The organism is Sphingorhabdus sp., assembly GCF_044239005.1.
GTDB lineage: Bacteria > Pseudomonadota > Alphaproteobacteria > Sphingomonadales > Sphingomonadaceae > Sphingorhabdus_B.
Genome location: NZ_JBIICH010000004.1, coordinates 14,527 through 40,969 on the forward strand (window position 1 = coordinate 14,527; position 26,443 = coordinate 40,969).

The 26,443-nt window shown below is 56.3% G+C and carries 20 protein-coding genes; 7 read left to right on the forward strand and 13 right to left on the reverse strand.

Going from position 1 to position 26,443, the window contains the following annotated elements; genetic code table 11:
* Window positions 1-161: 161 nt before the first annotated feature.
* Entirely contained in the window at window positions 162-392 is a 231-nt protein-coding gene (locus ACILQA_RS00655; protein ID WP_395627944.1) for a hypothetical protein, read from the forward strand.
* An 845-nt stretch (window positions 393-1,237) separates the two neighbouring features.
* Here the strand turns inward: ACILQA_RS00655 and ACILQA_RS00660 are convergent.
* The gene (locus ACILQA_RS00660; RefSeq protein ID WP_395627945.1) at window positions 1,238-2,854 is read right to left on the reverse strand and encodes an alpha/beta hydrolase family protein; all 1,617 of its coding nucleotides are present in this window, start codon (window positions 2,852-2,854) and stop codon (window positions 1,238-1,240) included.
* A 534-nt stretch (window positions 2,855-3,388) separates the two neighbouring features.
* On the opposite strand from ACILQA_RS00660, the gene ACILQA_RS00665 reads away from it, so the two are divergent.
* On the forward strand, window positions 3,389-5,251 hold the full coding sequence (locus ACILQA_RS00665) for an ABC-F family ATP-binding cassette domain-containing protein (RefSeq protein WP_333568793.1): 1,863 nt from the start codon (window positions 3,389-3,391) through the stop codon (window positions 5,249-5,251).
* On the opposite strand, the gene ACILQA_RS00670 is transcribed toward ACILQA_RS00665, so the two are convergent.
* The 5 genes from ACILQA_RS00670 to ACILQA_RS00690 form a co-directional block, all read right to left on the reverse strand.
* Entirely contained in the window at window positions 5,248-5,763 is a 516-nt protein-coding gene (locus ACILQA_RS00670; RefSeq protein ID WP_395627946.1) for an AAA family ATPase, read from the reverse strand. The genes ACILQA_RS00665 and ACILQA_RS00670 overlap by 4 nt on opposite strands.
* On the reverse strand, window positions 5,760-6,317 hold the full coding sequence (gene pnuC / locus ACILQA_RS00675) for a nicotinamide riboside transporter PnuC (RefSeq protein WP_395627947.1): 558 nt from the start codon (window positions 6,315-6,317) through the stop codon (window positions 5,760-5,762). Before pnuC ends, ACILQA_RS00670 begins: the two co-directional genes overlap by 4 nt.
* Window positions 6,318-6,393: 76 nt before the next feature.
* Window positions 6,394-7,131, reverse strand: coding sequence for a response regulator transcription factor (locus ACILQA_RS00680; RefSeq protein ID WP_395627948.1), 738 nt, complete (start codon window positions 7,129-7,131; stop codon window positions 6,394-6,396).
* Between the two features lie 231 nt (window positions 7,132-7,362).
* Window positions 7,363-8,613: a serine hydrolase gene (locus ACILQA_RS00685; protein WP_395627949.1), complete on the reverse strand. Its 1,251-nt coding sequence runs from the start codon at window positions 8,611-8,613 to the stop codon at window positions 7,363-7,365.
* 16 nt (window positions 8,614-8,629) lie between these two features.
* Complete coding sequence (locus ACILQA_RS00690; protein WP_395627950.1) at window positions 8,630-9,085, reverse strand: hypothetical protein; 456 nt, start codon at window positions 9,083-9,085, stop codon at window positions 8,630-8,632.
* A gap of 301 nt (window positions 9,086-9,386) precedes the next feature.
* On the opposite strand from ACILQA_RS00690, the gene ACILQA_RS00695 reads away from it, so the two are divergent.
* The 4 genes from ACILQA_RS00695 (at window position 9,387) to ACILQA_RS00710 (ending at window position 14,246) form a co-directional block, all read left to right on the forward strand.
* Window positions 9,387-11,144: an alpha/beta fold hydrolase gene (locus ACILQA_RS00695; protein WP_395627951.1), complete on the forward strand. Its 1,758-nt coding sequence runs from the start codon at window positions 9,387-9,389 to the stop codon at window positions 11,142-11,144.
* 122 nt (window positions 11,145-11,266) lie between these two features.
* Window positions 11,267-12,100, forward strand: coding sequence for an alpha/beta fold hydrolase (locus ACILQA_RS00700; RefSeq protein WP_395627952.1), 834 nt, complete (start codon window positions 11,267-11,269; stop codon window positions 12,098-12,100).
* A 79-nt stretch (window positions 12,101-12,179) separates the two neighbouring features.
* Complete coding sequence (locus tag ACILQA_RS00705; protein WP_395627953.1) at window positions 12,180-13,487, forward strand: FAD-dependent oxidoreductase; 1,308 nt, start codon at window positions 12,180-12,182, stop codon at window positions 13,485-13,487.
* Between the two features lie 87 nt (window positions 13,488-13,574).
* On the forward strand, window positions 13,575-14,246 hold the full coding sequence (locus ACILQA_RS00710) for a purine phosphorylase (protein WP_395627954.1): 672 nt from the start codon (window positions 13,575-13,577) through the stop codon (window positions 14,244-14,246).
* 270 nt (window positions 14,247-14,516) lie between these two features.
* Here ACILQA_RS00710 and ACILQA_RS00715 read toward each other — a convergent pair whose 3' ends face one another.
* Window positions 14,517-15,692 carry a hypothetical protein gene (locus ACILQA_RS00715; protein WP_395627955.1) on the reverse strand — a complete coding sequence of 392 codons (1,176 nt, stop codon included), beginning with the start codon at window positions 15,690-15,692 and terminating at the stop codon, window positions 14,517-14,519.
* Between the two features lie 125 nt (window positions 15,693-15,817).
* Here ACILQA_RS00715 and ACILQA_RS00720 point away from each other — a divergent pair, with 125 nt between their 5' ends.
* A complete protein-coding gene (locus ACILQA_RS00720) occupies window positions 15,818-17,377 on the forward strand; it encodes a fatty acid--CoA ligase (RefSeq protein ID WP_395627956.1) in 1,560 nt (519 codons plus the stop codon).
* A gap of 10 nt (window positions 17,378-17,387) precedes the next feature.
* Here the strand turns inward: ACILQA_RS00720 and ACILQA_RS00725 are convergent, their stop codons facing one another.
* The 6 genes from ACILQA_RS00725 to ACILQA_RS00750 form a co-directional block, all read right to left on the reverse strand.
* A complete protein-coding gene (locus ACILQA_RS00725; RefSeq protein WP_395627957.1) occupies window positions 17,388-18,689 on the reverse strand; it encodes a UDP-glucose dehydrogenase family protein in 1,302 nt (433 codons plus the stop codon).
* Between the two features lie 108 nt (window positions 18,690-18,797).
* Complete coding sequence (gene wecB, locus ACILQA_RS00730) at window positions 18,798-19,922, reverse strand: non-hydrolyzing UDP-N-acetylglucosamine 2-epimerase (protein ID WP_395627958.1); 1,125 nt, start codon at window positions 19,920-19,922, stop codon at window positions 18,798-18,800.
* A gap of 117 nt (window positions 19,923-20,039) precedes the next feature.
* The gene (locus ACILQA_RS00735; RefSeq protein ID WP_395627959.1) at window positions 20,040-23,144 is read right to left on the reverse strand and encodes an efflux RND transporter permease subunit; all 3,105 of its coding nucleotides are present in this window, start codon (window positions 23,142-23,144) and stop codon (window positions 20,040-20,042) included.
* A 12-nt stretch (window positions 23,145-23,156) separates the two neighbouring features.
* A complete protein-coding gene (locus tag ACILQA_RS00740; RefSeq protein WP_395627960.1) occupies window positions 23,157-24,203 on the reverse strand; it encodes an efflux RND transporter periplasmic adaptor subunit in 1,047 nt (348 codons plus the stop codon).
* A 159-nt stretch (window positions 24,204-24,362) separates the two neighbouring features.
* On the reverse strand, window positions 24,363-25,913 hold the full coding sequence (ahpF, locus tag ACILQA_RS00745) for an alkyl hydroperoxide reductase subunit F (protein WP_395627961.1): 1,551 nt from the start codon (window positions 25,911-25,913) through the stop codon (window positions 24,363-24,365).
* 107 nt (window positions 25,914-26,020) lie between these two features.
* Window positions 26,021-26,443: redoxin domain-containing protein (locus tag ACILQA_RS00750; RefSeq protein ID WP_395627962.1), on the reverse strand; the 423-nt coding region annotated here is incomplete at its 5' end.

Here is a 26,443-nt window from a genome sequence, read left to right on the forward strand (position 1 = left end):
TATACGAGCCGGTTTCTCCCCTAGTTGATATACGAACGGTTCGTATACGAACCGGATTTGCCCCTTCATCCATTGACATAGCAGCAGAAGGGCAGCCTTTTGCGTTGTGCCCGCACGATGCTGGCACCAACCGCAAGACGTGAGGAGAGTTTATGTCATATATGAACCAAGCCGCCTTTGCACCCGCTCGCGGAATTCAGGAATTGAGCTTTGAAGAAATCAACAAAGTAGGTGGAGGGCTTTTGCCGGCATTGTTGCCATTGGCGCCTCTCATTATTGGGGCAGCAGCTGGGTACATCACCGCAAAATCTACAGATGATTGTAAGACAACGACCGTCACCACGGTCAACGGAAACACAACGACCACGAGAACGGTCACGACATGCAGTTGAAGCAGTTACGCTTGACAACAGATCGAATGATGTATGGATACGCAATGGTCGGCTTGGCCATAACGGCGTTCCTGATTTCGTTCTACCTCACTCGTTTTCAGTCGATTTGTACGGAAGTCACTGAGGTTATCCAAATGGATAAGACCACGTCGAAGACTACCGTAACAAACTGCGATCCGTAAAAGCGGTGAGTGTTACTTTGCGATCTCCAATGCTGTTTCGATCAGAGGCTATCACAAAGCACCGCAATCGCCTGTCTGGAGACGTGGCGGTTGCGGTACCTGTTGCATGGCAAACCATTGGTTACCTAATCTTCGGCGGTGTCGCTGTGGTATCGTCCGGTACCCGTAGTGATGATTGCACTACTAAAAACACTTACGATAGCAATGGCCGGTTGGTAAAATCTACCACCGTTTGCAATTGACCGCAGCGCTCTCATCTAGGCGTTCTGCTCTATTTGCAATTATATCTGCGGTTTTGACTGCTGCAGCCATGTTTTCTGCATTTAAGTATTTTGATGTTTTCTATGCCAACGGTTGTAGATCTGTATCAACATATTCTTACCCCGCTGATGGGGCTGTTGTAGTAAGAACGTCTGGGAATTGCCCAAAAAAGACTGTGATTACACTCTGAACGCTTTTTTAGCAAAGAGGCTATCGCAAAGCACCGCAATCGCCTGTCTGGCGACGTGGCGATTGCGGTACCTGTTGCAGGGCAAGCCATTGGTTTTTTGATCTTTGGCGGCGTTGCGGTGGGTGAGGCGTAAGGGGCGACGGTTCCGTTCTTTTCGCTGTTTTGTGCAATATTTGAACGGTCGAATTTGGCCGTGGATGGCGAGAGAGCTCTCACAAGGGGGTATAATAGGCCAAAACGCCTGACCCGCCCCATTGAAGTACATCGGGAATACTTGCGTCGATAATGTTGTGGCCGCCTTTTTCCAAGGCGATCATGTCGGTTTTGCATCCGGCCGCTGTCATCATTGCACGAAAGCGCGTGGCCTGCGCAAAGCTTGCGACGGGATCGTCTTTGGTATGGATGAACATATAGCGCTGCCCTGTGCATTGCTTCGCCAGCATTTCAGATGAAAACAGCCGCTCGAGGCTATCGCCGGGGCCGAAAAATTCACTGCTGGCGATTTTCGGGTAATCGCCAAAGATATAGGCTCCTGCGTAGCCAATCGCCCCGGCAAAAAGGTCTGGTCGTTCCAGCGCTAAGCGAAAGGCCAGCCATCCGCCAGCACTGTGGCCACGAACCGTGACTTTGCCGCGTGCGCCCAGAAAACGGTCCCGGGCATATTCGCCGATTGTCGCCACATCTTCGACGGCACGATGACGATTTGGCGTTTTGGATGCCATTGGAAATTCGTAACCAAGGTCGCCATCGCCCCGGACAGTAGTAACAATCAAGGCTGTCCCGCTTGATTTCATCGCGGCCAAAACGGAATCGGCGGGTCTAAAGAATGTGCGAAGTTGTCCATAGGCGCCATAAACATCAACAATGACGTTTTTAACCGGCCCATCTGACGGAGAGAGGATCGTCGCATTCAGCACGGTGCCGTGTTGGGTCTTTATCGTTCGCTGTGTGCTTGTCCATCCGGGTGGCAAAGGTTGGTGTGCGTGGAACAATGAGGTCACGTTTACAGCGGCTCCATTACATCGACGGTCAGCAATCGATTCAAGCGTTCTTGATCCAAGATCTAAATGAACCAACCTCTGCCCATAACGCGGGCTTGTGAAAGTCGCATAGGTCCCCGATGTTGCACCGGTGGCGATTAACGACACGCTCTCATCTGACGCTACAGTTCCGATCACTCCAAAACTATATGTTGGCGTCGCCGCGTTGTTTTCGGAGCATAAATAGCCAATCCGCTTGCCGTCTTTCCCCGTATAAACAGCAAAAATATCGCCGTTTGCCGACGAGGTAAAAGACTCTGGTATCGCCGAGAATTCCGCGTCGTTTGCGGTGCTTAAATAAAGAAACTCGGAAGAAAGCTTGTTGTCATTGACGACCCATTGACCAATCCCAAATGTCGCAGCACCCATTTTATAGGGGGTTTGGCTATACCATTTTTCCGCATACAATGACCCAAAGCGGGTGAAGATAGGGAAATCAAGATTGCCGATTGGGCGTCGCTTTTCCTCGGACAACAGCCTTGCATTCCGGCCTTCGGAAATCGCTAAAATCTGCATTGTGCCGTTTGCCTTGGCGAGTACGCCCGTTTCAGATGGTTCAATTGCGCCAACAGCAGAAGCATGTCCCGTTCTCAGATCATAAACAAATACTGCCCGCTTGCCTGTCGCGTCTGCTGCAGTGAATGAAATCTGATTGGGCGTTAATATGCCCACCAGGTTGCTGGCGGTCTGTCCAGTGGCGGTAACCTCAAGAACATTTGCTCTCAGAAAACCCAGCGTCGTTGTTTTCTTGTCATCGATTAAAAGGGCGCAGTCGCCGCTTCCGTCCAACGCACACAGCGCCCGTCTAATTGTTGCGGTTGGGGGCGTTAGTTTCAGTGGGGACCACTGACTTTCGGGCGCGGACTTCACATCGCGTATCCACATGACGCCTTTGGGATCGGCAATTATAACTCTGTCACCAGCCGGCAAGACAGACATTATTCGATCGGGCATAGCCGCCAATGGCTCCGCGGAACCGGCAAGCAACGCGAAGGCACACAAGAGTAGGACGGCTGACTTTACATTCATCTTGACCTCAACTGCCTCAAACAGATGGCAGCCTGTATGGCGCGCGGCAAGCAAACGCTTTCGTATACAAATCGCTCGCATATAAATCCGTGCTTCAAAAGCAGCTGATTTATGATGGCAATCGTTCGCCGATGTCGACCGCGACTTCCAACGCAGAGGGGACTGCCGGAAGCGGGTGGGGGAAAGCGGTTTTGTAAAAGTCACGATTGTGGAAATCGGCGCATATCGTCAGTCGGAATTTGCGGTGCGCAATGCGGTGACATACGCATCCGCCTCTGCTAGGCGCGCGGCATCATGTTAAACTTAAACGGAATCACCGTGCGCCTTGGCGGCCGCACTATTTTGGACCGCGCGACTGCGACGCTGCCGCCTTATTCGCGCGTTGGCCTTATCGGCCGCAATGGCGCGGGCAAATCCACGCTGATGAAGGTGATGATCGGCGAGCTGGAAGCCGACGAAGGCAGCATGGATATGCCGAAAAATACGCGCATCGGCTATATCGCGCAGGAAGCGCCATCGGGCACGGCAACGCCGTTTGAAACCGTGCTGGCGGGTGATGTCGAGCGTGCGGCTTTGATGGAAGAGGCCGAACATTGCGCCGACCCCGACCGGCTGGGCGAACTGCACGAACGGTTGATCGCGATTGATGCCTATACCGCCCCTGCGCGGGCCGCGCGCATTTTGGTCGGGCTTGGTTTCGATGAAGAAATGCAGGGCCGGCCGCTCGATAGCTATTCCGGTGGTTGGAAAATGCGCGTTGCCTTGGCCGCGCTCTTGTTCTCCGAACCCGATTTGTTGCTGCTCGACGAACCTTCAAACCACTTGGATCTTGAAGCGACATTGTGGCTGGAAAACTTCCTCAAATCCTATCCGTCGATGATGGTGGTGATCAGCCACGAACGCGATTTGTTGAACAATGTCGTCGACAATATCCTGCATCTCGAAGGCGGGTCCACGACGCTCTATTCCGGCGGCTATGACTCGTTCGAACGCCAGCGTGCCGAACGTGCAGCGCAGCTGGCGGCGGCCAAGGCTTCGCAGGATGCACAGCGCGCCAAGCTGCAGGATTATGTCGCACGCAACTCGGCCCGTGCCTCCACGGCGAAGCAGGCGCAGTCCAGAGCCAAGGCGCTGGCACGCATGCAACCCATTGCCGCGATGGCCGAAGATCCGACGTTAAGCTTTGACTTTCCAAGTCCGGATGAATTGAAGCCGCCATTGGTCACGCTTGATCTGGCGAGTGTTGGCTACACCGCGGGCAAACCGATACTTCAGCGGTTGAACCTGCGGATTGACCCCGATGACCGGATCGCGTTGCTGGGACGGAACGGCAATGGCAAGACCACGCTCGCGCGGTTGCTTGCGGCGCAATTGACGCCGATGGACGGGGCGATGAGCGCGTCGGGCAAAATGCGCGTTGGCTATTTCACGCAATATCAGGTCGAAGAACTTGACGGCGACGATACCCCGCTGGAGCATATGACCCAGCAGATGAAGGGCGCGACCCCCGGCGCGGTGCGCGCGCAATTGGGCCGCTTTGGCTTTTCAGGGGCAAAGGCAACGACGAAGGTTGGCAAGCTGTCGGGTGGTGAACGCGCGCGATTGGCGCTGGCGCTGATTACCCGCGATGCGCCGCATATGCTGATCCTTGACGAACCGACGAACCACTTGGACGTCGATGCGCGTGAAGCGTTGGTGCAGGCGCTGAATGAATATGAAGGCACCGTAGTGCTGGTCAGCCATGACCGCCATATGTTGGAGCTAACGGCCGACCGGCTGGTGCTTGTCGATGGCGGGACCGCAACCGAATTTTCGGGCACGATTGAGGATTATACCGACTTCATCCTGGGCAAGGGCCCCGCGAAAGAGAAGGTATCCAAGGCCGATCGCAAGGAAGACAAAAAAGCGCAAGCCGCAGCCCGTGAGGCGCAAAGCAAGCTTAAGCGCGAAGTCAGCGATGCAGAGGCAGACCTTGCAAAGCTTGAGGTTGTGTTGAGCGCGATTGACCGGGCGATGTTCGATCCGGCGTCCGCTGCGAATGAATATAAGAGCCTGACGATGGGCGAACTGTCGCAACGGCGCGGGAAGATTGTCGCCGCGCAAGAGGCTGCCGAAGCCCGCTGGGTCGCGGCAAGCGAAGCTTTGGAGAAGGCTTAGCCTGAGATGGCAGCCAACGCCGCGGTAAAACGCGCTTCGCCTTCGCCTTGAATGAGCGTGTAGCGGACACCGCGTCCATCAAGCTCCGCGCGGCATAGGTCGAAAAAGCGTTTGCGCTCGGCCGATTGCGCATAAACGCGCAAGCCATCGTCGATAAAGGGCAGGTCGATATCGAGCAGCAGATAATGGTCGGCAAAACCGGCAAAGGCGCCGAAATATCCATCTGCTGCGCCAAACATCATGTGCGCCCACACTGACGTTATCAGCGGGTCTGTATCGAACAATACATAACCAGCGCCCAGCTCTGCTGCGCGCGCGGCCGCGGCGCGGTTCATGGCGTCTTGCGTCTGCGCAATGTGGACGAGTTGCGCCATGCCGATGTCGGTGCCATGCGCCTCGCAATACGCGCGGCCATATTCGGGCACGACTTCGCATCCCAAATGCGCCGCAAGCCGCGTGCCCAATGTCGATTTGCCCGTGCTTTCGGGGCCATGCAGGCAAATCCGTTTCATGCGCGTTCCGCCTTGCCCCATTCGACAAGGCCGGCAACCGCCAGCACCAGAAACATCCCGTACAGCCCGGCGGTCAGATGCAGGTCTTTGACGATATACAGCGGAATAGAGATGATATTGACGATGATCCAATAATGCCAGTTTTCGACAAAGCGCCGGGTCATCAAAATCTGCCCCACAATCGACAGCATCGCGACTGACGCATCCCAATAAGGATAGCTGGCATCGGTTTCGGCATGCATGATGGCGCCCCATGCCCAAATGGCGATGATCGAACCTGCAATCCACAACGCATAGCCCGTTGCCGGAAGCCTGCGGACGGAAATCACGCCGCTTTCGCCCTTATTCCGGTTCCAGCTCCACCAGCCATAAAGATTGATGCCCGCAAAAAAGATCTGCAGCCCGGCGTCGCTGTACAATTTGGCGTCGCGGAAGATGATGAAATATAAAGCAACCATGACAATCGCCACGGGAAAGTTCCAAACCGATCGCCGGATAATCAGGACGATGTTGGCAATGCCGAGCAAAACGGCGACGATTTCAATCATGCTCATTTCGCGTGCTGTAGCGCCATGACCGAGGGACGCAAGTGCCGACGCGGCGGGCGTGGCTAGCGGCGCGGTTGTGTGCCTAAGCCGAAATGGCGGTGTGTTCGTGCGCGGCGCTCATCGCGTGCACATCGGCCTGCAAGGTATATCCAAAACCGTACAACGCATTCAGGCTGATGCCGCATGAGGGGTCGAGTTTTAGGTTCTTGCGTAACCGTGCGACATGGGTGTCAATCGTCCGCGATTGGTAATCGATAACTTTACCCCATAATTTTGCTGCCAAATATTGCCGCGAAAGAAGGCGGTTCGGATTTTTGAAAAACAGCATCGCCATGTCAAATTCACGCTTGGGCAGCACGATCTCTTCGTCGCCAAGGTAGATCGTGGACGCCGATGGACGCAGCAAATAGCGACCGAGGATGACGTTTTCCGAAACGTTTTTCACGTCGCCTTTGGATCGGCGCAACAGCGATTTGATCCGCATTGCAAGGACGTCGGGATCTACTGGCTTGGAAACATAATCGTCGGCACCGGCCTGTAACCCGCGCACAATGTCGGTATTTTCCGCGCGTGCGGTCAGCATGATGGCTGGCATATCCGGATGAAACTTCCGGATATATTCGAGCACTTCAATACCGGATAAATCGGGAATCGACCAATCGACGATGAGAAGGTCGCATTCCGATTGGCGCAACGCCGCCAAAAATTTCTGCGATGAGTCATAGATGGAAACCGTATAGCCGGCCGCCCCCAGAAATTCCTCCATCTCCGCCGCAAAGGCTAAGTCGTCTTCTACCACAGCTATATGAAATTTCTTCATTACTATGCCTTAAATAGTGGACCGAACCCCCACTTGGTTTTACGCCACAAATGTAACTTTTGTAACAATTATATTGTGAACTAATGTGAACTTTACGCGTCCTATGGAACAAAATTCACGGATGCACGTTTTGGTCGCTCCAAAATGGAGCGAATATTCATGCAAGCGATTATTTGACACGCTGAATTCCTTATACCTTTCGGCAGAAGGCACATTTGGGCAGCTATCGCTTTAGGACGTCTTTTCGGCCTTGGGGTGGATTTGGCGGTGATGCCGCACCACGGCGCGCGCCACATTTTGCATGAGGCCGTTTGTGACCTCTCTTCCGGCGTGTGTTTCGGCAATCATGACGGCGACCTGATACCGACAACCATCAGGCGCTTTCATCACCCCGACATCGTTAAGTGCGGTCGAAATCGAACCCAATACTTGCCCCGTCCCTGTTTTGTGGGCGAGGCTCCAGCCCGGGGCGAGCCCTGAACGAAGGCGTGATCTTCCGGTATAGGTCCCCGCCATCAGTTTCAAAAGCTTTGCCCCCGGATCATCAGGCGCGCGTTCGCCAAAGCGTTTTAGCACAAGCGCGATGGTGCCCGGCGCAGCGCCATCCAAGGGTGAGGCCAGATATTTGTCGAGCGCTGCGCGCCGTTTTTCCATGGGAATGCGCGAACGCTGTTCCTTAAAGGCATTGCCTTTGCGATATTCAGGTTGCCAGTTCAGCCCTGCTATCGCGCTTTGCAAAAGCACTTCGCCAGGTCCGAAACGGATCGATTGCACCTTTCGCCGGTCAAGCATCTGGTTGATCGCCTGCGGGCCGCCGGCGACGCGGATCAGGACGCTGTTTGCAAGATTGTCGCTGGCGTTGACGGCGTGGGCAAGCAATTCGCGCACGGACATTTCAAAGGAATCTTTGTCGCTGAGATATTGTTTGATCGGCTGGCTAAACACCACGATATCATCGCGGCTCACGCGTATTTTCTTGTCGAGCGACAGCTTGCCCGCGGTTTCTTGTTCCAAAATCGTCAACGCGACCCACATTTTGGAGACGCTTTGCTGTGGAAAGCGTTCGGTGTGCCGCCGACCGATAATGTCATCCGAAAATGGCGTGTAAATGGCGATGCCCGCACGACCGGGGAATTTCTTCCAAAGCGTGTCGATGTCATTGCGCAGCGTTTCGTCCGCAGTGGACTGAGCGTTGGTCTGGGCGTTGGTCGGTTTGTCTTCGAGGCTGGGGATCGTGAATGTCGACGCGCTTGGCTTTGCGACATTTGGCTTTTTCTGCTCGGTTTTGGTGGCTTTTGGTTTAACCGGGGCCGTTTTTGTCGTGCTTGGCTTTTCTGCTTTTGGCTTTCCCGCAGTTTGTTTTTCGGCGCGTGGGTCATTCGCGTTGGCGGTCACCGTGATACCCGTGATCGCGGCCGCAAGGCACAGGCCACCAATCAGGCTGCGTGTTTCAGGAAATCGGAAAGGTCGCTTAGCGGACATAATATATATCATTCGTTCATTTCGTAGCTGCGCCCTGGGGACTGGGCGCCGGGGTAGGGGCTTGCACGTCGTTCGATGTCTCAGCCGCAGGCATGAAGTGGCTAAGGTCGCTGCCCGTGGTCGTGTGTAGGCTCACAAGAAGGATGACCTGCAAAGCCACGACGATAATGAGCACGAATTTGGCGATTTGGAGCGTTCGGCCGAACGCAACGCTGCGCGCTTCTATTTCGTGCCGCATCACATCGGTCGCCATGCGTATTTCGGACACCGACGATGCATGATTGTGCTGCAGTTCGACCAGCTCTTCTTTCAGCGCCTTCACCGTTGCGATGAGTTCGGCATGATGTTGGCGCGCGTCGGTTTGAATTTCGTCGATATGGTCGCGGACCATCGCCTCAGCGCCAGCGGGCTTAACGCCTGCAGCCTTCAGCAATTTGCCCAAGCCCTCCAGCTTTTTTATGTCTGTGGTCATCGCAGAAAAATCAGTGCGCTGGATTGGCCAATGACGCTGCCCATTGGCGTCGAAAGGCGGCCTGTTGAGGATTCAGCAAAGCAAAATCGGGCATTCATACTGTTGCTCCTTAAGGGGCGCATTAAGATGCGCGGCGGCCGTCCTCCAGTTTAGAAGCGCTTGTTTTCAATTGTTCACAATGCGTACTCTGCTCTGGCGCACTCGGTATAAGCGATTTTTGCGCCATTTTCCATCGGGTTGATGCGCGATTGACGCAGGCCGCGGGGCATGTAATTCTTCGTCTTGGGAAGAGGAGATGCAGATGGCGACAAAAGCAGGCAGCGGAGCTGGAAAAAAGACCGGAACAAAGCGTGCTAAAAAGAAAGGCGCACCATTTTCCGGCGTTGCAGGCGCGTTTGACGCCGCCAATGATGCAACCATGGCGCTTGGCCCGTTAGCAGGATTAGCGCGAGAGGATTTCATCGGCGCCATTGGCCTGATGCTCCGCCAGACCGCCGCCAACCCCGACAAGGCGTGGAAGGCAACCAGCAGCTTTTCCGAAGATGTCGTCAAAATCATCACCGGAAAGTCAGACCTTGCGCCGGATCCCAAGGACAAGCGTTTCATGGACCCGGCATGGACGTTTAACCCGTTCTTTAAGGCGGGCGCGCAATATTATCTCGCGGTGCAAAAGGGCGTCAAAAGCTATATTGAGGATTTGGAACTCGACGCACTTGAGCGCGACCGTGCCAATTTCATCTCGCAGATCATCATTGATGCGATGTCACCGACCAACACGCTGATCGGCAATCCGACCGCGCAAAAACGGCTGGTGGACTCCGGCGGGCTCAGCCTCGTGAAGGGCCTGAAAAACGCCTATAACGACATGGTTCACAACGACATGATGGTGAGCCAGGTGAACAAAAAACCGTTCAAGCTTGGCGAGAATGTCGCAACCGCAAAAGGGGCCGTGGTCTATCGCGACGAACGTTTCGAACTCGTCCAATATGCGCCCACCACGGACAAGGTGTTTGCGACGCCGCAACTGACTATCCCGCCACAGATCAACAAAATGTATATCAACGATCTGTCGCCGGAAAAATCGATCATCAAATGGCAGACCGACCACGGCATTCAGCCCTTCATGATTTCATGGCGCAACCCCACCGACGATATGGGCGTGTGGGGCATGGCCGAATATATCGAAAGCTGCATCAAGGCGCTGGATGTCGTGTGCGAAATTACCGGCAGCGATAAGGTCAATATTTCGGGCGGCTGTTCCGGTGGACAGACCATGTCCGTCCTGCTGTCCAAGCTTGCGTCGATGGGTGACACCCGCGCCAACGCGATTACCATGATGGTATGCGTGCTTGAACCCAAGCCCGGCGATACCGAGGCGTCGAGCCTTGTGTCGCACAATGGCATCGCGCTGGCACGGCAACGCGCGGCGAAGAAAGGCGTGATTGAAGGCAGCAGCCTTGCGCGCGGCTTTGCATGGTTGCGACCAAATGACCTCATCTGGAACTATGTCATCAACAATTATCTGCTGGGCGATGATCCGCCAGCGTTCGATATCCTGTTCTGGAACGCCGACGCGACCAACCTGTCGTCGGCACTGATGGGTGATTTCTTGGAGCTGTTTGAGGCAAATGCCTACGCCGCGCCGGGCACGTTCGAAATTGCGGGCCATACGCTTGACCTGACCAAGGTGACGGGCGACCTGTTCGTTCTGGGCGGAACGACGGACCACATCACGCCATGGCGCGCATGCTATCGCTCGACACAATTGTTCGGCAGCAAAAATGTCGAATTCATCCTGAGCCAGGCTGGCCATATGCAGGCGATCCTGAACCCGCCGGGTAACCCCAAGGCGAAATATTGGAAACATTCAAACGGCAAGACCCCCGCCGACGTCACCGAATGGATGAAAGGGTCCGAAGAAGTTGCCGGAAGCTGGTGGCCACATTGGATGGAATGGCTCCACGCGCGATCAGGCGCAGAAGTCGCCGCCCCCGGTACGCTCGGCAGCAAGGCCCATCCAGCAATGGAAGCCGCGCCGGGGCTGTATGTTTTGGAGTGAGGGGGCGTCGCCGCAGCCGCAACGTCGTCACGATGCCGAAACGGCTCTTTCTTCCTTGCACAGCGGAGTCCATGCGCTAAACTCGGCGCAACGCCGGCGATAAACGCGGCAGGGGAACCCATATGACCAAAAACCGCGCCCCAAATTTCAGCATGGAGACCGTTGACGGTCGCACATTGCGGGTTGCGGTTTGGCGGGCGTCGAAGGCGACGAAGAAGCTGCCGATATTGTTCTTCAACGGCATTGGCGCGAATATTGAGGCTATGGCGCCGATGGCCGAGCTGTTGGATGATCGCGATTTCATCACTTTTGATATGCCCGGCATTGGCGGTTCGCCCGATCCGGTGGTCCCCTATAACGCTTTATTGATGGCGCGCATTGCGGCGCTGTTGCTTGACCGGTTTGACATGCCCGTGGTCGATGTCATGGGCGTCAGCTGGGGCGGGGCGATGGCGCAGCAATTTGCGCTGCAGAATGGAGCGCGCACGCACAAGCTTATCCTTGTCGCAACAAGCGCTGGCATGTTGATGGTGCCGGGTAATCCCGCCGCGCTGGTCAAAATGGCTGACCCGCGCCGCTATATAGACCCCGATTTCATGGCGAAGCATTTCAAGACGCTGTACGGCGGTATGGTGGGCAACAAGGCGGAGCATATTGGCCGGATTACGCCGCCGTCGAAGACGGGATATTTTTATCAGCTGATGGCGATGATGGGATGGACCAGCGCGCCATTTTTGCCATTTCTGAAAACCGAAACGCTCATCATGATGGGCGATGATGACCAGATCGTTCCGCTTGCCAATGGTAAGTTTTTGAACTTCCTCATTCCGAACAGTGAGTTGTTCGTCGTCGAAAATGGCGGGCATTTGTTCCTGCTCAGCCATGTGGAAGAGAGCATAGAGGCGATCCGGGGTTTCCTTGACCGCGACGCACGCAAGGCGCGCAAAGCCGCCTGATCTTCTGTGTGAAGGTCGCGCTTTCTTTTTGGCGCTGACCCGTTAGCCTGCCGAATCAGGCAATGACGGGGAGTAGGGCATGCGGCATATCGCAATCATCGGTTCCGGTCCGGCGGGATATTACACAGCCGAAGCCGCGCAAAAGAAATTTGGCGATGATGTGCGGGTCGATATCCTTGACCGCTTGCCCGTTCCCTTTGGCCTCATCCGTTTTGGTGTCGCCCCCGATCATCAGTCGATCAAGGCGGTGGCGGGCCGTTATGAAAAAGTCGCTTTGTCCGACAATGTCCGGTTTGTCGGCAATGTGACCGTCGGCAAAGACGTCAGCATCGACGAGCTTCAGACATTATATGACGCGGTCATTCTCGCCACCGGCGCGCCGAATGATCGTCCGCTGGATATCGCTGGCGCAGATCTGCCCGGCGTTTTTGGCAGCGCCGCCTTTGTCGGCTGGTATAATGGCCACCCTGATTATGCGGACCTCAGGCCGCCATTGGATGGCCGGCATGTCGTCATTGTCGGCAATGGCAACGTGGCACTGGATGTCGCGCGCATATTGTCCAAAACGCGCACCGAATTTGACGGCTCCGACATTGTCAGCCACGCGCTCGATGGGCTTGATCATTCGGGTGTTGAGGACATCACCATTTTGGGCAGGCGCGGCCCGCACCAAATTGCGATGACGCCCAAGGAACTGGGCGAGCTCGCGCATTTGCAGCGGGCAACACCGCGCGTTGACAAGGATGATCTGCCCGACATCGGCGAAGATGCGCTGTTGGAACCCGGCGTTCGCAAGTCCGTCACCCATCTGCGCGAATTCGCCGCCATTCCAGAGGCGTTTCGCGCGGATAAAGCCATCAGCATCAATTTCGACTTTTTTGCTGCGCCCATTGCGATTGAGGGCGATGGTAAAGTGCAGCGCATCCGCGTGGAGCGCATGCGGCTGGATGACCAGTATCGCAGCATCGGCACGGGCGAAAGCTACACCATCGATTGTTCCATGGTCATCAGCTGCATTGGCTATCAAACGCCGCCCATTGACGGCGTGCCTTATGAGCATGGCCGCGGTCGCTTTGCCAATCTGGACGGCAGGATATTGCCGGGCCTCTATTGCGTCGGCTGGGCCCGGCGTGGCCCGTCCGGCACCATCGGTACGAACCGGCCCGACGGTTACAATATCATTGATAGCGTGGCGGAGGATATGGCCATAAGCGTCGACAAAGATGGTCGTGCCGGTCTGGATGCGCTGCTGGCATTGCGCAAGGTCGACATTGTCACATTCAGCGACTGGAAGAAAATTGAAGAGGCAGAGATTGCCCGTGCCCGCGACGGCGCCCCGCGCGAGAAGTTCGTCCGTATCGAAGACATGATTGCCGCCAGCCATTAATTTGGCCGCGCGAGCGTTTATGTCATCATAATTACGTTAATGCTGCGCTAAGGGCTTCCCCGTTGGAAATTTTCTAAAGGACGCAGCATGTTCAAAACCATTGGCATCATTACCGGCGTGGATGCCGAAGCCGCTGCGTTGTTCCCCGGCCAAAGCGCCAATAGTGAGCCCTTGCACGGTTTCATGATCCGTCAGGTCCAATCCGGTGGCCGCAATATCGCCATCACCTGCAGCGGTATTGGCAAGGTGAATGCGGCAATGGCGGCGATGATGCTGGTCGAACATTATCATGCGGATTTGCTTTTGGTGGTCGGCACTGCGGGGAAATTGAGCGGCCATGACGGCCACTGTTTCCAGATCACGCAAGCCGTGCAGGGCGATTATGGTGCCTCGCGTGCCGACGGATTTGTGCATTATCGGGCAGGGTCATGGCCGATAGGGGAGGCGCATGCCGAACCCTATCACGCCGCAATCATGCCAGAGACGGGCCTACCGAAAGTGCGGATCATCACAAATGACTGCTTCATGGAAAGCGACGACCATGGCAGCCGACTGCACAGCGTCCTTGGCTGCGACATCATCGATATGGAAACCGCCGCCGTTGCCCAAGCGGCAGCCCGCATGGACGTGCCATGGGCCGCGATCAAGGCAACGAGCGACAATGCCAATGGCGACAGCTCGGGCGATTTTGAGGCCAATTTAAAACGCGCCGCCCGTCTGGCCGCCGAGGCGACCGAACGGATGATATCGGCGCTGTAATTGGCTTAGGGTCAGGACCTATTAAATGCACCTTCGCGGTTTGAGGCTATATTGTTCAGTGCGAGGCGGTAAGCGCCGGACTTAGTGGTTCTAAGTCCAAGTTTGCCAACGCAGCAATGGACAATATGGCTCAAATCCGAAGGACGCCAAAATGGCTTCGATCTCAAAACAAAATGCCATTGCAGGCAGAACAACTGCCTGCGGCGGACATTTTACTTCGATATCTTTGCCATTTTGACGCCGCGATGATGCATTTAATAGGTCCTGACCCTAGCCAGTCAAATCAGTCCGCTCGATTCTGGCGATGGGTGAGCGCTGACGGATACGTGTTCCGGTCACGTCATTTTCATATTGCGCGGTGAGCGAATAACGCTCGATGGCATAAATGCCGGGCGTCGCGCCGTCTTTCTCCGCCTTTAATGGTGCATAAATGCGCGTTTTAATCGATTTTAGAACAACGTCGGTCCAATCGGTCCCGCCTTGGTTGCGCAATATTTCGGGCTCATCGACCTTGCCGTCGGCGCCAATCCAGAAACCAATATCGACCCAGCGCTTTTCAACGACCTGTGTGCCGATCCGGTTGAGGTCGCTGCCACCGGCCATCGCGCGGGCGGCCTGTGCCTCGTTCATTTCAATCGGCTTGGAATGCAGCAGAACGGGCCGTTCTGTGCCACCCATCGCCGCATAGCGCGCAATCAGCTTGTCGGTGGTTTCGTTGTTGCCGCCATTGCGGTCCATGCGTGATTTTAGGACCTCAGCCACAATCTTGAATTGCTCGGCCCCGTCGGTGGGTTCTTTCAAGAATAGGTCAATCGCTTCGGTGGCGTCTTTGCGGCGAAATGCCGTCTTCTCGGTTTCCGCGCGCTGCACCCGCAAAGACAGGTCGCGCAGACGGGCAATCGCCGCAATTTGGGGAAGGCCGGCGGAAAGCGCGCGCCGTTCAATTTCCAGATATTTGTCGCTGGCTTCTTCCAGATAGCCAAGCTTCAACCGCGAATCCGCGACTTCAATTTCCGCGCCGAAGACACGAAAGTCATTCGGCTTAAGCGCGCCCTTCAAAGTGTCGCGCATATCGAGCACGGACAGCCGATAAATATCGGATTCGCCCAAATGTGCAGCCACATTGCCATTTGCGCGCAGGAGATCGGAAACTTCGATCGGGAACTGCTCTTTATGTTTGCGATTGCGGCCGAGGGCGTTGGCCAAAGTCGCACGCGCATCGCGATAATCGCCTTCGACAAATTGGTTTTCCGCATGCGCCAGCGTCGCTTTAATATCCTGATCAGGTGGGCATTTGCGCGCAAGGCAGGCTTTTAAATCCGCCTCTGTGTCCTTCAATGAACGCGCCGTGACAACGATTTCACGCTTGGATTCATTCTGCGCCGCCGCCGGCAAGCTGACCCCTGTCAGCAATAGCATAGCAGTCAGTTGAAACATTTTCGGCATGAGAGAATCCTCGCATTCTAAGGGGGAAGCCGAGACGTAATCAGTTTGTTGACATGTGGCTATAATCTCTCGACAAAAAGCATCAGGGCCTCTGCCAAACGCGGCCCGATCTTGGGAGAGATGACATGGCGGTGGCCGATTTTGACATACTGACCTTTGACGGGTTTCTGACCCTTTGGGCAAAGGACCGCCCCAATTGGCCCGCTTTATCGCAAGATGACCACGCTTTTACCTATGGCGGGCTTGAAGAGCACACTGCGAAAATCGCGTCGATGCTGATGGCTATGGGCCTTAAAAAAGGCGACCGCATTGCTTGGATTGGCAAAAACAGCGACCTGTATTTTTCGTTATTTTACGGCGCGGCACGCGTTGGCATCGTCATGGTGCCGATTGGCTGGCGGCTTGCCCCTGCTGAATGGGCGTATATTGCGAAAGACACTGGCGCGCGCGTTTTGTTCGCGGGGCAGGGGTTTGACGCGGGCGTTCAGGCGCTTGCCGAAGACATTCCGGGTGTTGAGCGTGTCATTGCGGAAGATGACGCGCGACGGATGATCGACGCGACACCGCGCGCTGCGTTTGAACCTGCTGGCCCCGATGATGCCGCGCTGCAGCTCTACACTTCAGGGACGACGGGTAATCCGAAGGGCGCGGTGCTGTCGAACCGCAACCTGTTTGCCCTGCGCAAGCACTCGGCAGATTCCGAACATGCCTATACCAAATGGGAGGATGATGAAGTCGTCCTTATCGCCATGCCTTGCGCGCATATTGGCGGGACGGGGCTTGGCATCATGGCACTTGCGTCTGGCTTGCCGGGGTTGGTTCAGGCTGAATTTTCGCCGGATGCGGTTTTTGACGCGATTGAAAAAGGCGGCGCGACGCGGTTGTTCATTGTGCCTGCTGCCTTGCAAATGATGGTCAATCACCCGCGCTGCCGCTCGGTCGATTACAGCCGTCTGAAATATATTCTGTACGGCGCAGCGCCGATTCCGCTCGAGCTGCTGCGGCAATCTATGGATGTGTTCAACGCGCAGTTCATTCAAGTCTATGGCATGACCGAAACGACCGGCACAATCTGCATGCTGCCGCCCGAAGACCATGACCCCAATGGCAACAAGCGAATGCGCTCGGCCGGAAAGCCTTTGCCCGGCGTTGATCTGCGCATTGTCGATGGCGCAGGCAATGACATGCCGGTGGGCGACGTCGGTGAAGTGTGGACGCGGTCTTCGAACAATATGATCGGCTATTGGAATTTGCCTGATGCAACCAAAGGCACGGTCGCCGACGGGGGCTGGATTAAAACGGGCGATGCCGGATATCTGGATGAAGACGGCTATTTATACATTCACGACCGCGTCAAAGACATGATCATCACGGGTGGCGAAAATGTTTACCCTGCGGAGGTTGAGAGCGCGATCTATGGCCACCCCGATGTGTTGGAAGTCGCCGTTATCGGCGTGCCAGACGCCAAATGGGGCGAGGCGGTGAAGGCTGTCTGTGTGCCCAAACCCGGCGCGCAGGTTGATGTTGAAAGCGTGATGAACTGGGCCCGCGAACGCATCGCAGGGTTCAAGGTACCGCGTTCGGTGGATGTCATCGAAGCCCTGCCGCGCAACGCATCGGGCAAGATTTTGCGCAAGGATTTACGCGCACCTTATTGGGTGGGATATGACCGGCAGGTAAATTAAGGCCGTTGGCTTAGCGGCCAACGCTGACATAATTGAACCCTGCGGCCTGCGCTTCTTCCGGGCGATAGATGTTGCGCAGGTCGACCAGAACGTCACCTGCCATGGCCGCGTGCAGCTTTTGAAGGTCTAGCGCGCGATAGGCGTCCCACTCCGTGACTAACGCCACGGCATGCGCGTCTTGCGCTGCGCTGTAGGCGCTGGCCGTCATCACCACGTCGGGCAAGATTTTGGCGGCTTCCTCCATGCCTTCGGGATCATGGGCGTGCACGATGGCGCCGGCATCCAGCAGCGTCTGGACAATCGCAATCGACGGGGCATCGCGCATATCGTCGGTATTGGGTTTGAACGTCAGGCCAAGCAACCCAACCTTCATGCCGCGCACATCACCGCCCAAGGCGTTGATGATTTTGCGGCCCATGGCACGCTTTCGCAGGTCATTGGCCTGAACGACAGCTTCCACCACGCGGACGGGGGTTTCATTATCCTGTGCGGTCTTGAGCAATGCCAGCGTGTCTTTTGGAAAGCAGCTGCCGCCATAGCCCGGCCCTGCATGCAGGAATTTTGGCCCAATGCGGTTATCCAAGCCAATGCCGCGCGAGACGTCTTGCACATTGGCACCCAGTTTCTCGCACAGATCCGCCATTTCGTTGATGAAGGTGATCTTGGTCGCGAGAAATGCGTTTGCGGCATATTTGATCAGCTCCGACGAACGGCGGCTGGTGAACAGCAAGGGCGATTCATTCAGGAACAAGGGACGGTAAATCGCGCGCATGACATCGCGAGCCCATTCGACATCGCTGCCCACGACAATACGGTCGGGGCGTTTGAAGTCACCAATGGCCGCGCCTTCGCGCAGGAATTCCGGGTTTGAAACAACGGCAAATTCAAGGTCAGGGCTGGTTTCGCGAATGATGCGCTCAACCTCGTCTCCTGTGCCCACAGGAACCGTGGACTTCGTTACAACAACCGTGCCAGGATCAATTGCGCGCGCCAATTCTTCGGCTGCAGCATAGACATAGCTCAAGTCCGCATGGCCATCGCCGCGGCGTGACGGTGTGCCAACGGCGATGAAGATTGCGCCGCACCCTTTGACCGATTGCATGACATCGGTTGAAAAACTCAAGCGGCCGGCATCGACATTGGTCTTGACCAAAGCATCAAGGCCCGGTTCGTAAATCGGCATGATATTAGCGTTCAGGCGCGCTATCTTGCCCTCGTCCTTGTCGACACAGACAACTTCATGCCCGAAATCTGCAAAACATGCGCCAGATACAAGGCCAACATAGCCCGAACCGATCATTGCGATTTTCATTACGATACCCTTTTGGAGGCGACTGCCGATTGTTCGCGCCTTATGCCTTTATCATGACAGGAACAAGTCTTGCGTCGGCATGTTCAGCCGACCGCGCAATAGCCAGGTTTATTGTCGACGCGCATTGTAGATGATCTCCGCTATGCGCTGGCTTGCGTGACCATCCCCGAATGGATTGTGCGTGCGGGCCATGGCTGAATAAGCGGCATCATCGTCTAAAAGCGTGAAAATTTCCGAAATGATGCGGTCTTTATCAGTGCCGATTAGCTTGGCTGTGCCCGCTGTGACGCCTTCGGGGCGCTCGGTGGTGTCGCGCATCACCAGCACTGGCTTGCCAAGCGCTGGAGCCTCTTCCTGAACGCCGCCGCTATCGGTTAACATGATGTGCGAGATCGACAGCAGGCGGGCGAAATTCGGATAGTCCAGCGGTTCAATCAGCGCGACATTGGGTAAATCACCCAGAGCGGCGTTCATCACAGCGCGGACGTTGGGGTTCATATGCAAGGGGAAGATGCAAGCCACATCGTCCCGCGCCGCAATGGCCCGGATGGCCGATGCGACATTGTTCATGGCATCGCCGAAATTCTCCCGCCGGTGCGTTGTGATGCCAATGATCTTGCGTCCGCGGAACCGTTCTTCATATGGCGCAAGGTTTGCTGCCAATGCCGGGTTTTGCGCGATGTGATCCGTTACCCAGTGCAGCGCATCAATCCCTGTGTTGCCGGTGACGTAGATGTTTTTAGGCGAAACCGCCTCTGCGGTAAGCGCTGCCGCAGACACAGCGGTTGGCGCGAAATGCTGATCCGCAATCGAGCCGATAATCTTGCGGTTCACTTCCTCGGGCCATGGCTGGTAGATATTGCTGCTGCGCAAACCCGCTTCGACATGGCTCACCGGAATTTGGCGATAATAAGCGGCGAGCGCGCCAGCCATGGCGGTTGCGGTATCGCCTTGGACAATCACGCGGTCGGGTTTTGCGGAATCGAGCACGCGGCCAATCGCCTCCAACAAGCGCGCCGTGAGCGCATCAAGCGACTGCCCGGGCTGCATAAGGTCGAGGTCATAATTCGGAGCGATGCCGCTGATGGTCAGCACTTGATCCAGCATTTGGCGGTGTTGCGCGCTCACCATAACTTCAGTGTGCATGTCAGAGTAAGCCGCCAACGCATTGACAACAGGAAATAATTTTATGGCTTCTGGCCGCGTGCCAAAGATAACCATATTCTTATGCATGTCGGGTTCCTGCAGTGAATGCGCCTGTGCAGGTGGCCATCTAAGCCCAACATGTTAAGAAGTGACAAAATCACAGCGTCAAAGGATGGGCCCATTGTGAGCCCCATGCGGTAACCGTCAGGCTGCGCCTTTTTCCTGTTCAGCCAGTTCCTGCTTCAAACGGCGCGTGACCGCTTCTGGCGATCCCGTATATTTCGCAAGCCGCGCATAAATCAGCGGGATGAGGACAAGCGTGATCAACGTGGCGAGCGTTACGCCGAAGACAATGACCACCCCGATAGAAGACCGTGCCGCACCGCCCGCGCCGCCCGCAATAGCCAGCGGGATTGCCCCAAATACAGTCGCGATCGACGTCATCAAAATTGGCCGCAAACGGCGCGCTGCAGCTTGCTGGATCGATTCCAGAATTTCCAAACCTTCATCGCGCAGCTGGTTGGCAAATTCGACGATCAAAATGCCGTTCTTTGCCGCAAGCCCAACGAGCATGACGATACCAATCTGGCTGTAGAGGTTGAGCGTCATCCCGGTCAGCGCAAGTCCAATAATGCCACCGCCGACGGCCAGTGGGACGGTGGTGATAATCGTCGCAGGGTGCACGAAGCTTTCGAACTGCGCCGCCAGAACGAGATAGACCAACAGGATTGTGAGGAAGAACACGAGGATGATGGAACCGCCCGTTTCCTTGAACGCTTGGCTCTCACCGCGATAGCCGACGGCGAGTACTTCTGGCGATGCAGCGGCTTGCTCTTCCAGAAACGCGAGCGCTTCCCCCATGGAATAGCCAGGTGCTAATCCGCCAGACAGCGTAATGGCGCGCAGCTTGTTATAACGGCCAAGGTCGCGCGCACCGGCGGTTTCTTTATATGTGATGAGGTTGGCCAAAGATACCAAGGAACCATCGCGGCTCCGCAGCTGGATAGCGGCCAAATTTTCCGCCGTTGCGCGGTTTTGGGCATCGGCCTGAACAATCACGCGATACTCTTCACCGCGATCCACATAAGTCGAGACGCGGCGTGACCCCAAGAGCGACTGCAGCGCTTGGCTGACGTCGGCAACGGATACGCCAAGGTCGCCAGCGCGTGCCGTGTCGACCAGAATCTCCATCTGCGGCTTCGTTTCCTTATAGTCGGAATCGAGGTTCACAATGCCCGGATTTTCGCGCGCCGCAGTCAATATCCGGTCACGCGCAACGCTAAGGGATTCATAAGTGGATCCGGCGATGACAAAGTTCAGCGGCTGACCCCGGCCGCGTCCAATAGACGACCGCGCCGCGCCATTGCCGCGCACAGCGGGAAGATCGGCAAGTATTTTATTGACCTGTGCGACGACATCTTCGGTCTTCTCTGTGCGTTCTTCCCATGGTTTCAGGAAGATAAGGAAGGTGCCCGAGTTAAAGTCATCACTTGCGGAAAAGCCGCCAGGCGTGCGTTGAATGATGGACCGAACCGTACCCTTTTCGAGCAGCCCCAAAACCGGTTTGGAGGCATCCAACATATATTTGTCCATGGCGTTGTAGCCAGTGCCCTCTGGCGCTGCAATGTTGACGCTTATGACGCCCACATCCTCGGCTGGTGCGAGTTCGGACTGAAGCGTCGTGAACAAAAGGCCTGCAACAACTAAAAAGCCCATGACGCCAAGAATCGCCGCCAACGGCTTGGCAATCGCGCGGGACAACATATCCGAATAGCGCGTTTCCATGCGTTGGAATTTATCGTCTACCCAAGATGCAACACGTCCGCGCTTTTCCTGCTTGAGCAGCTTCGAACACAGCATCGGCGCAAGGCTGAGCGCGACAAAGCCTGAAAAGGCGATAGCGGCGATCATGGCGCCGGCAAGCTCGCGGAATAAAAGGCCGGTCTGGCCTGCCAGAAACATGACGGGCACGAAAACAGCGCAGACGACGATGGTGGTTGATACGACCGCAAAAGCGACCTGCCGCGTGCCCGTCACCGCGGCGACAAGGGGAGGCTCGCCTTGTTCGATCCGGTGATAGACATTTTCCAACACGACGATGGCGTCATCGACGACCAGCCCAATCGCAAGCACGAGCGCTAGCAACGTCAACAGGTTGATGGAAAATCCGAACATCCACAGTACCGCAAAGGTCGCGAGCAAGCAGATGGGCACGGTGATCGCCGGAATAAGCGTTGCGCGCCAGCTGCCCAAAAACAGGAAGATGACCAAGACCACCAATGCCGCCGCTTCTGCCAAGGTGGTCCACACGCCGCTGATCGCCTTGCTGATGAACAGCGAGTCATCCGACCCAACGGTAATTGTCATTCCCTGCGGTAAATCGCCTTTGATTTGTTCGGCGAGCGCCTTTGCGCTTTCGGCGACGGCCAAAGTGTTCGCGCCCGACTGGCGAACGATGCCCATGCCAAGCGCAGATTCGCCGTTCAACCGGAATGCCGCATAGGGATTTTCCGGACCGGTTTCGACGCGCGCCACATCCGCCAGACGAATGAGCGAACCGTCGGCTCCGCGTGCGACGATAAGCTGCTGAAACTCGGCTTCATTCCCAAATGGTCGGCTGACGCGCAGGGTTACGTTTTGATCAGTAGACTCCAAGCGACCGGCGGGCAGTTCGACATTTTGGCTGCGCAGCGCATTTTCCACATCAAGCGGCGTGAGGCCCAATGCCGCAAGGCGGTCTGGCTGCAGCCAAATACGCATCGATGGCCGCGCTTCGCCGCCCACAAACACACGCGCGACGCCATCGACGGCGGAGAAGCGGTCTACCAGATTGCGGTCGACATAATCGCTGAGTTCAAGCCGCGACCAACCCGGTTTTGACACCACGAGAAACAATATCGGCGATGCATCGGCATCGACCTTGCGCACTTCAGGCGCGAGCACTTCTTCGGGCAAATCATCCGCCACCCCGCCGACACGGTCGCGGACATCGTTCGCAGCGCTGTCGACGCTTCGGCCCGGCGCGAATTCGATGGTGATTTCGGACTGCCCGTCGCGCGAACGGGACGTAATCGTTTGAATGCCCTCAATACCGGCAAGCGCATTTTCCAGCACCTGTGTCACCCGCGTTTCGACGACACTGGCGGCAGCGCCGGTATAGGCGGTTCCAACCGACACAATCGGGGGTTCCGTGTCGGGATATTCGCGCACGGGTAAGCTTAAAAAGCCGACAATGCCGACCAGCACCATCAGAATCGCAATTACGGCTGCGAATACGGGTCTGCGGACCGAGATGTCGGAAAGTGTCATCTCAACCTTGCATCATTTATTTTTTGCGGGGGCTTCGCCAGTTTTGGCTTTTCCAGTGCGCACTTTGGCACCATCCGACAGCTTCACGACGCCTTCGGTTACGATTTTGTCGCCGACTTTAACTCCGCTGACGATTTCGACCAGATTGCCGTCGCGTGTGCCGGTCTTAACCTCAATACGCTTCGCCTTTTGATCAGCATCCAGCGTGTAGACAAAACTCACATCGCCTTCACGGACGAGCGAGAGTTCGGGGATAGCGGGGGCGGTGCGCGTTTTCGATGTGATCGTGACCGACAGCAACATTCCCGGTTTTAACTGTCCGTTGCGGTTCGGCAATATCGCGCGCAGCGTGGCGGTTCGCGTTTGCGGGTTCACCACGGGATCGATCGCAATGATTTTGCCTGAAGCGACATAATCGGGGAAAGCCGCAGCCTTCGCACTGATGTCTTGGCCAACGCGGACGTTCGCCAACATCGTTTCGGGTATCGTGAAATCCAGTTTAATTGCACTCAGGTCGCTGATGGCGGCAATTTCGTCGCCAGCGCTGACAACTGCGCCAACCGATATGCGCCGCAGCGATACTTGGCCGGAAAAGGGTGCACGCACAACGCGGTCGCCAATCGTCGCGCGCGCTTCATTGGCAGCGGCTTTAGCCGATGCGGCTGATGCGGTTTGCGCCTCAAGATTGGCGTTGGTTGCAAAGCCGCGGCGGTGAAGCTCACTAATCCGGGCCAGTTGCTGATCGGCTTGGCGCGCACGCGCTTGCGCGCTGGCGAGTGAGGCTGTTTCCTGCCCTTGCGCCAGAACGGCGAGCATCTGGCCCTGCCGCACATAGTCGCCGTCCGAAAAACCAAGCTGCGTGATGCGTTCAGTGACTGGCGCGCGAACCGAAACCTGCTCATTGGCGTTTGCAGTGCCAACGGCAACGTAGCGGTCCGAAAAGACATGCTCCGTTGCGGCACCCAGTGTGACCAATGGCGCAGGGCGGTCGCGTTTTTCTTCACCGCCGCCACAGGCAGCGACACATAGCATCAACGACAGAATGAGTAGCTTGCGCATTTTTTCACCGGTGAGGGGAGATGGATATCGAAGTTCGCGTGATGACTGAAGTTAAGAGACATTAACAGCAGATTTCGACAAAAGCACTTCTAAAGGCGAAACATTATCCCGACGCCGTGAACCGAGAACGCGTGTTCCCGGTTCGCAGCGGCAATACCATCAATGCCGGATGATGTGATCGAACGCAGACAGGGCTGCTTTGGTGCCTTCGCCCATCGCGACGATAATCTGCTTATACGGGACGGTCGTTACGTCGCCAGCGGCGAAAACGCCGGGGATATTCGTTGCGTTATGTGCATCGATTTCGATTTCCCCGCGGGGCGAAAGCTGCAGCGGTCCTTTTAACCACTCGGTGTTCGGAACCAGCCCGATTTGTACGAAGATGCCTTCAAGGTCGATGCGATGCGAATCCCCGGTCAGACGGTCGGTGTAGACCAGTGCCTCAACCTTTTCGCCGTCGCCCAATACTTCCGTGCTCAATGCCGACGTGATGATGTCGACATTGGGCAGGCTGCGCAGTTTGTTTTGCAGCACCGCATCTGCGCGCAGTTGCGAGTCAAATTCGACGAGCGTTACGTGTGACACAATGCCCGCAAGGTCGATGGCCGCTTCAACGCCGGAGTTGCCACCGCCGATGACGGCGGTGCGCTTGCCCTTGTACAATGGACCATCGCAATGCGGGCAATATGCCACGCCCTTGTTGCGATATTCTTCTTCACCGGGAACGCCCATTTGGCGCCAACGCGCACCTGTCGACAATATGATCGTCCGCGCCTTTAACGTTGCACCGCTGGCGAGCTTCACTTCATGCAAGCCGCCTTCGGCAGCGGGGATGAGCTCCGTCGCGGCCTGAAGGTTCATGATGTCGACGTCATATTCGCGGACATGCTGTTCCAATTGTGCTGCCAGTTTTGGCCCTTCGGTGTGCTGGATCGAAATGAAGTTCTCAATGCCCATCGTATCGAGCACCTGACCGCCAAATCGTTCAGCGACAACGCCGGTGCGAATACCCTTGCGCGCCGCATAAATCGCGGCCGCTGCGCCGGCTGGACCGCCGCCGACGACCAAAACTTCAAACGGCTCCTTGGCTGCGATCTTTTTCGCAGCGCGGGCAACGGTGCCGGTGTCCAGCTTGGCCATGATCTGCGCGAGGTCCATACGGCCTTGGCCAAAGGGTTCACCATTCAGGTAAATGGCAGGGACGGCCATGACCTTGCGGGTTTCAACTTCGTCGCGGAACATCGCGCCATCAATTGCCACATGGCTAACGCCTGGATTGAGCGCGGCCATGATGTTGATGGCTTGGATGACATCGGGGCAATTCTGGCACGACAGCGAAAAGAAAGTTTCGAAGTGGAAGTCGCCTTCAAGCGCCTTCACCGAATCGAGCAAGTCGGCTTCTTCCTTGGGCGGGTGTCCGCCCATGTGCAGCAGCGCGAGAACCAAAGATGTGAATTCATGCCCCAATGGCAGGCCTGCAAAATGCGTTTCAGCAGTACCATCGGCGCGGCGGATGGCGAAGGAAGGTACGCGATCTGCATGACCATCAAAACGCGCGGACAGCAGGTCTGACTGTTCGACGACGGTTTCAACCAGCGCGCGCATTTCCGCAGACTTGGGGCTGTCATCGAGTGTCGCGACGAGCTCAACAGGGGTGCGCAGGTTTGCCAAATATGTTTTCAACTGGGCAGTGGTGGCAGCATCAAGCATCTTGGGTCTCTTTCAAACAAGCACGGTCACGCCGCGACGGATGGCGGCTAAATTGGTCGGCTATCGGGGTGGGTGCCGCGCTAAAGAACGCGGCACCCGAATATATATTAGATCTTACCGACGAGGTCGATCGAAGGCGCAAGCGTTTCGCTGCCTTCTTCCCACTTCGCAGGGCAAACCTGACCGGGGTGCTCGCGCACGTAGATCGCAGCTTTGATCTTGCGGACGAGTTCAACCGCGTTGCGGCCAACGCCTTCACAGGTGATTTCCATAACTTGGATCACGCCGTCTGGGTCAACGACGAAGGTCGCACGGTCGGCAAGGCCTTGGCCTTCGCGCAATACGCCGAAGTTGTTGCTGATGACGTGGTTCTGGTCGCCAAGCATGTGGTAGTTGATCTTGCTGATCGCTGGCGAGCTGTCATGCCATGACTTGTGGCTGAAATGCGTGTCGGTCGACACTGCGAATACTTCAACGCCCATGGCTTGCAGGTCCGCATATTGGTCAGCAAGGTCTTCCAGCTCGGTTGG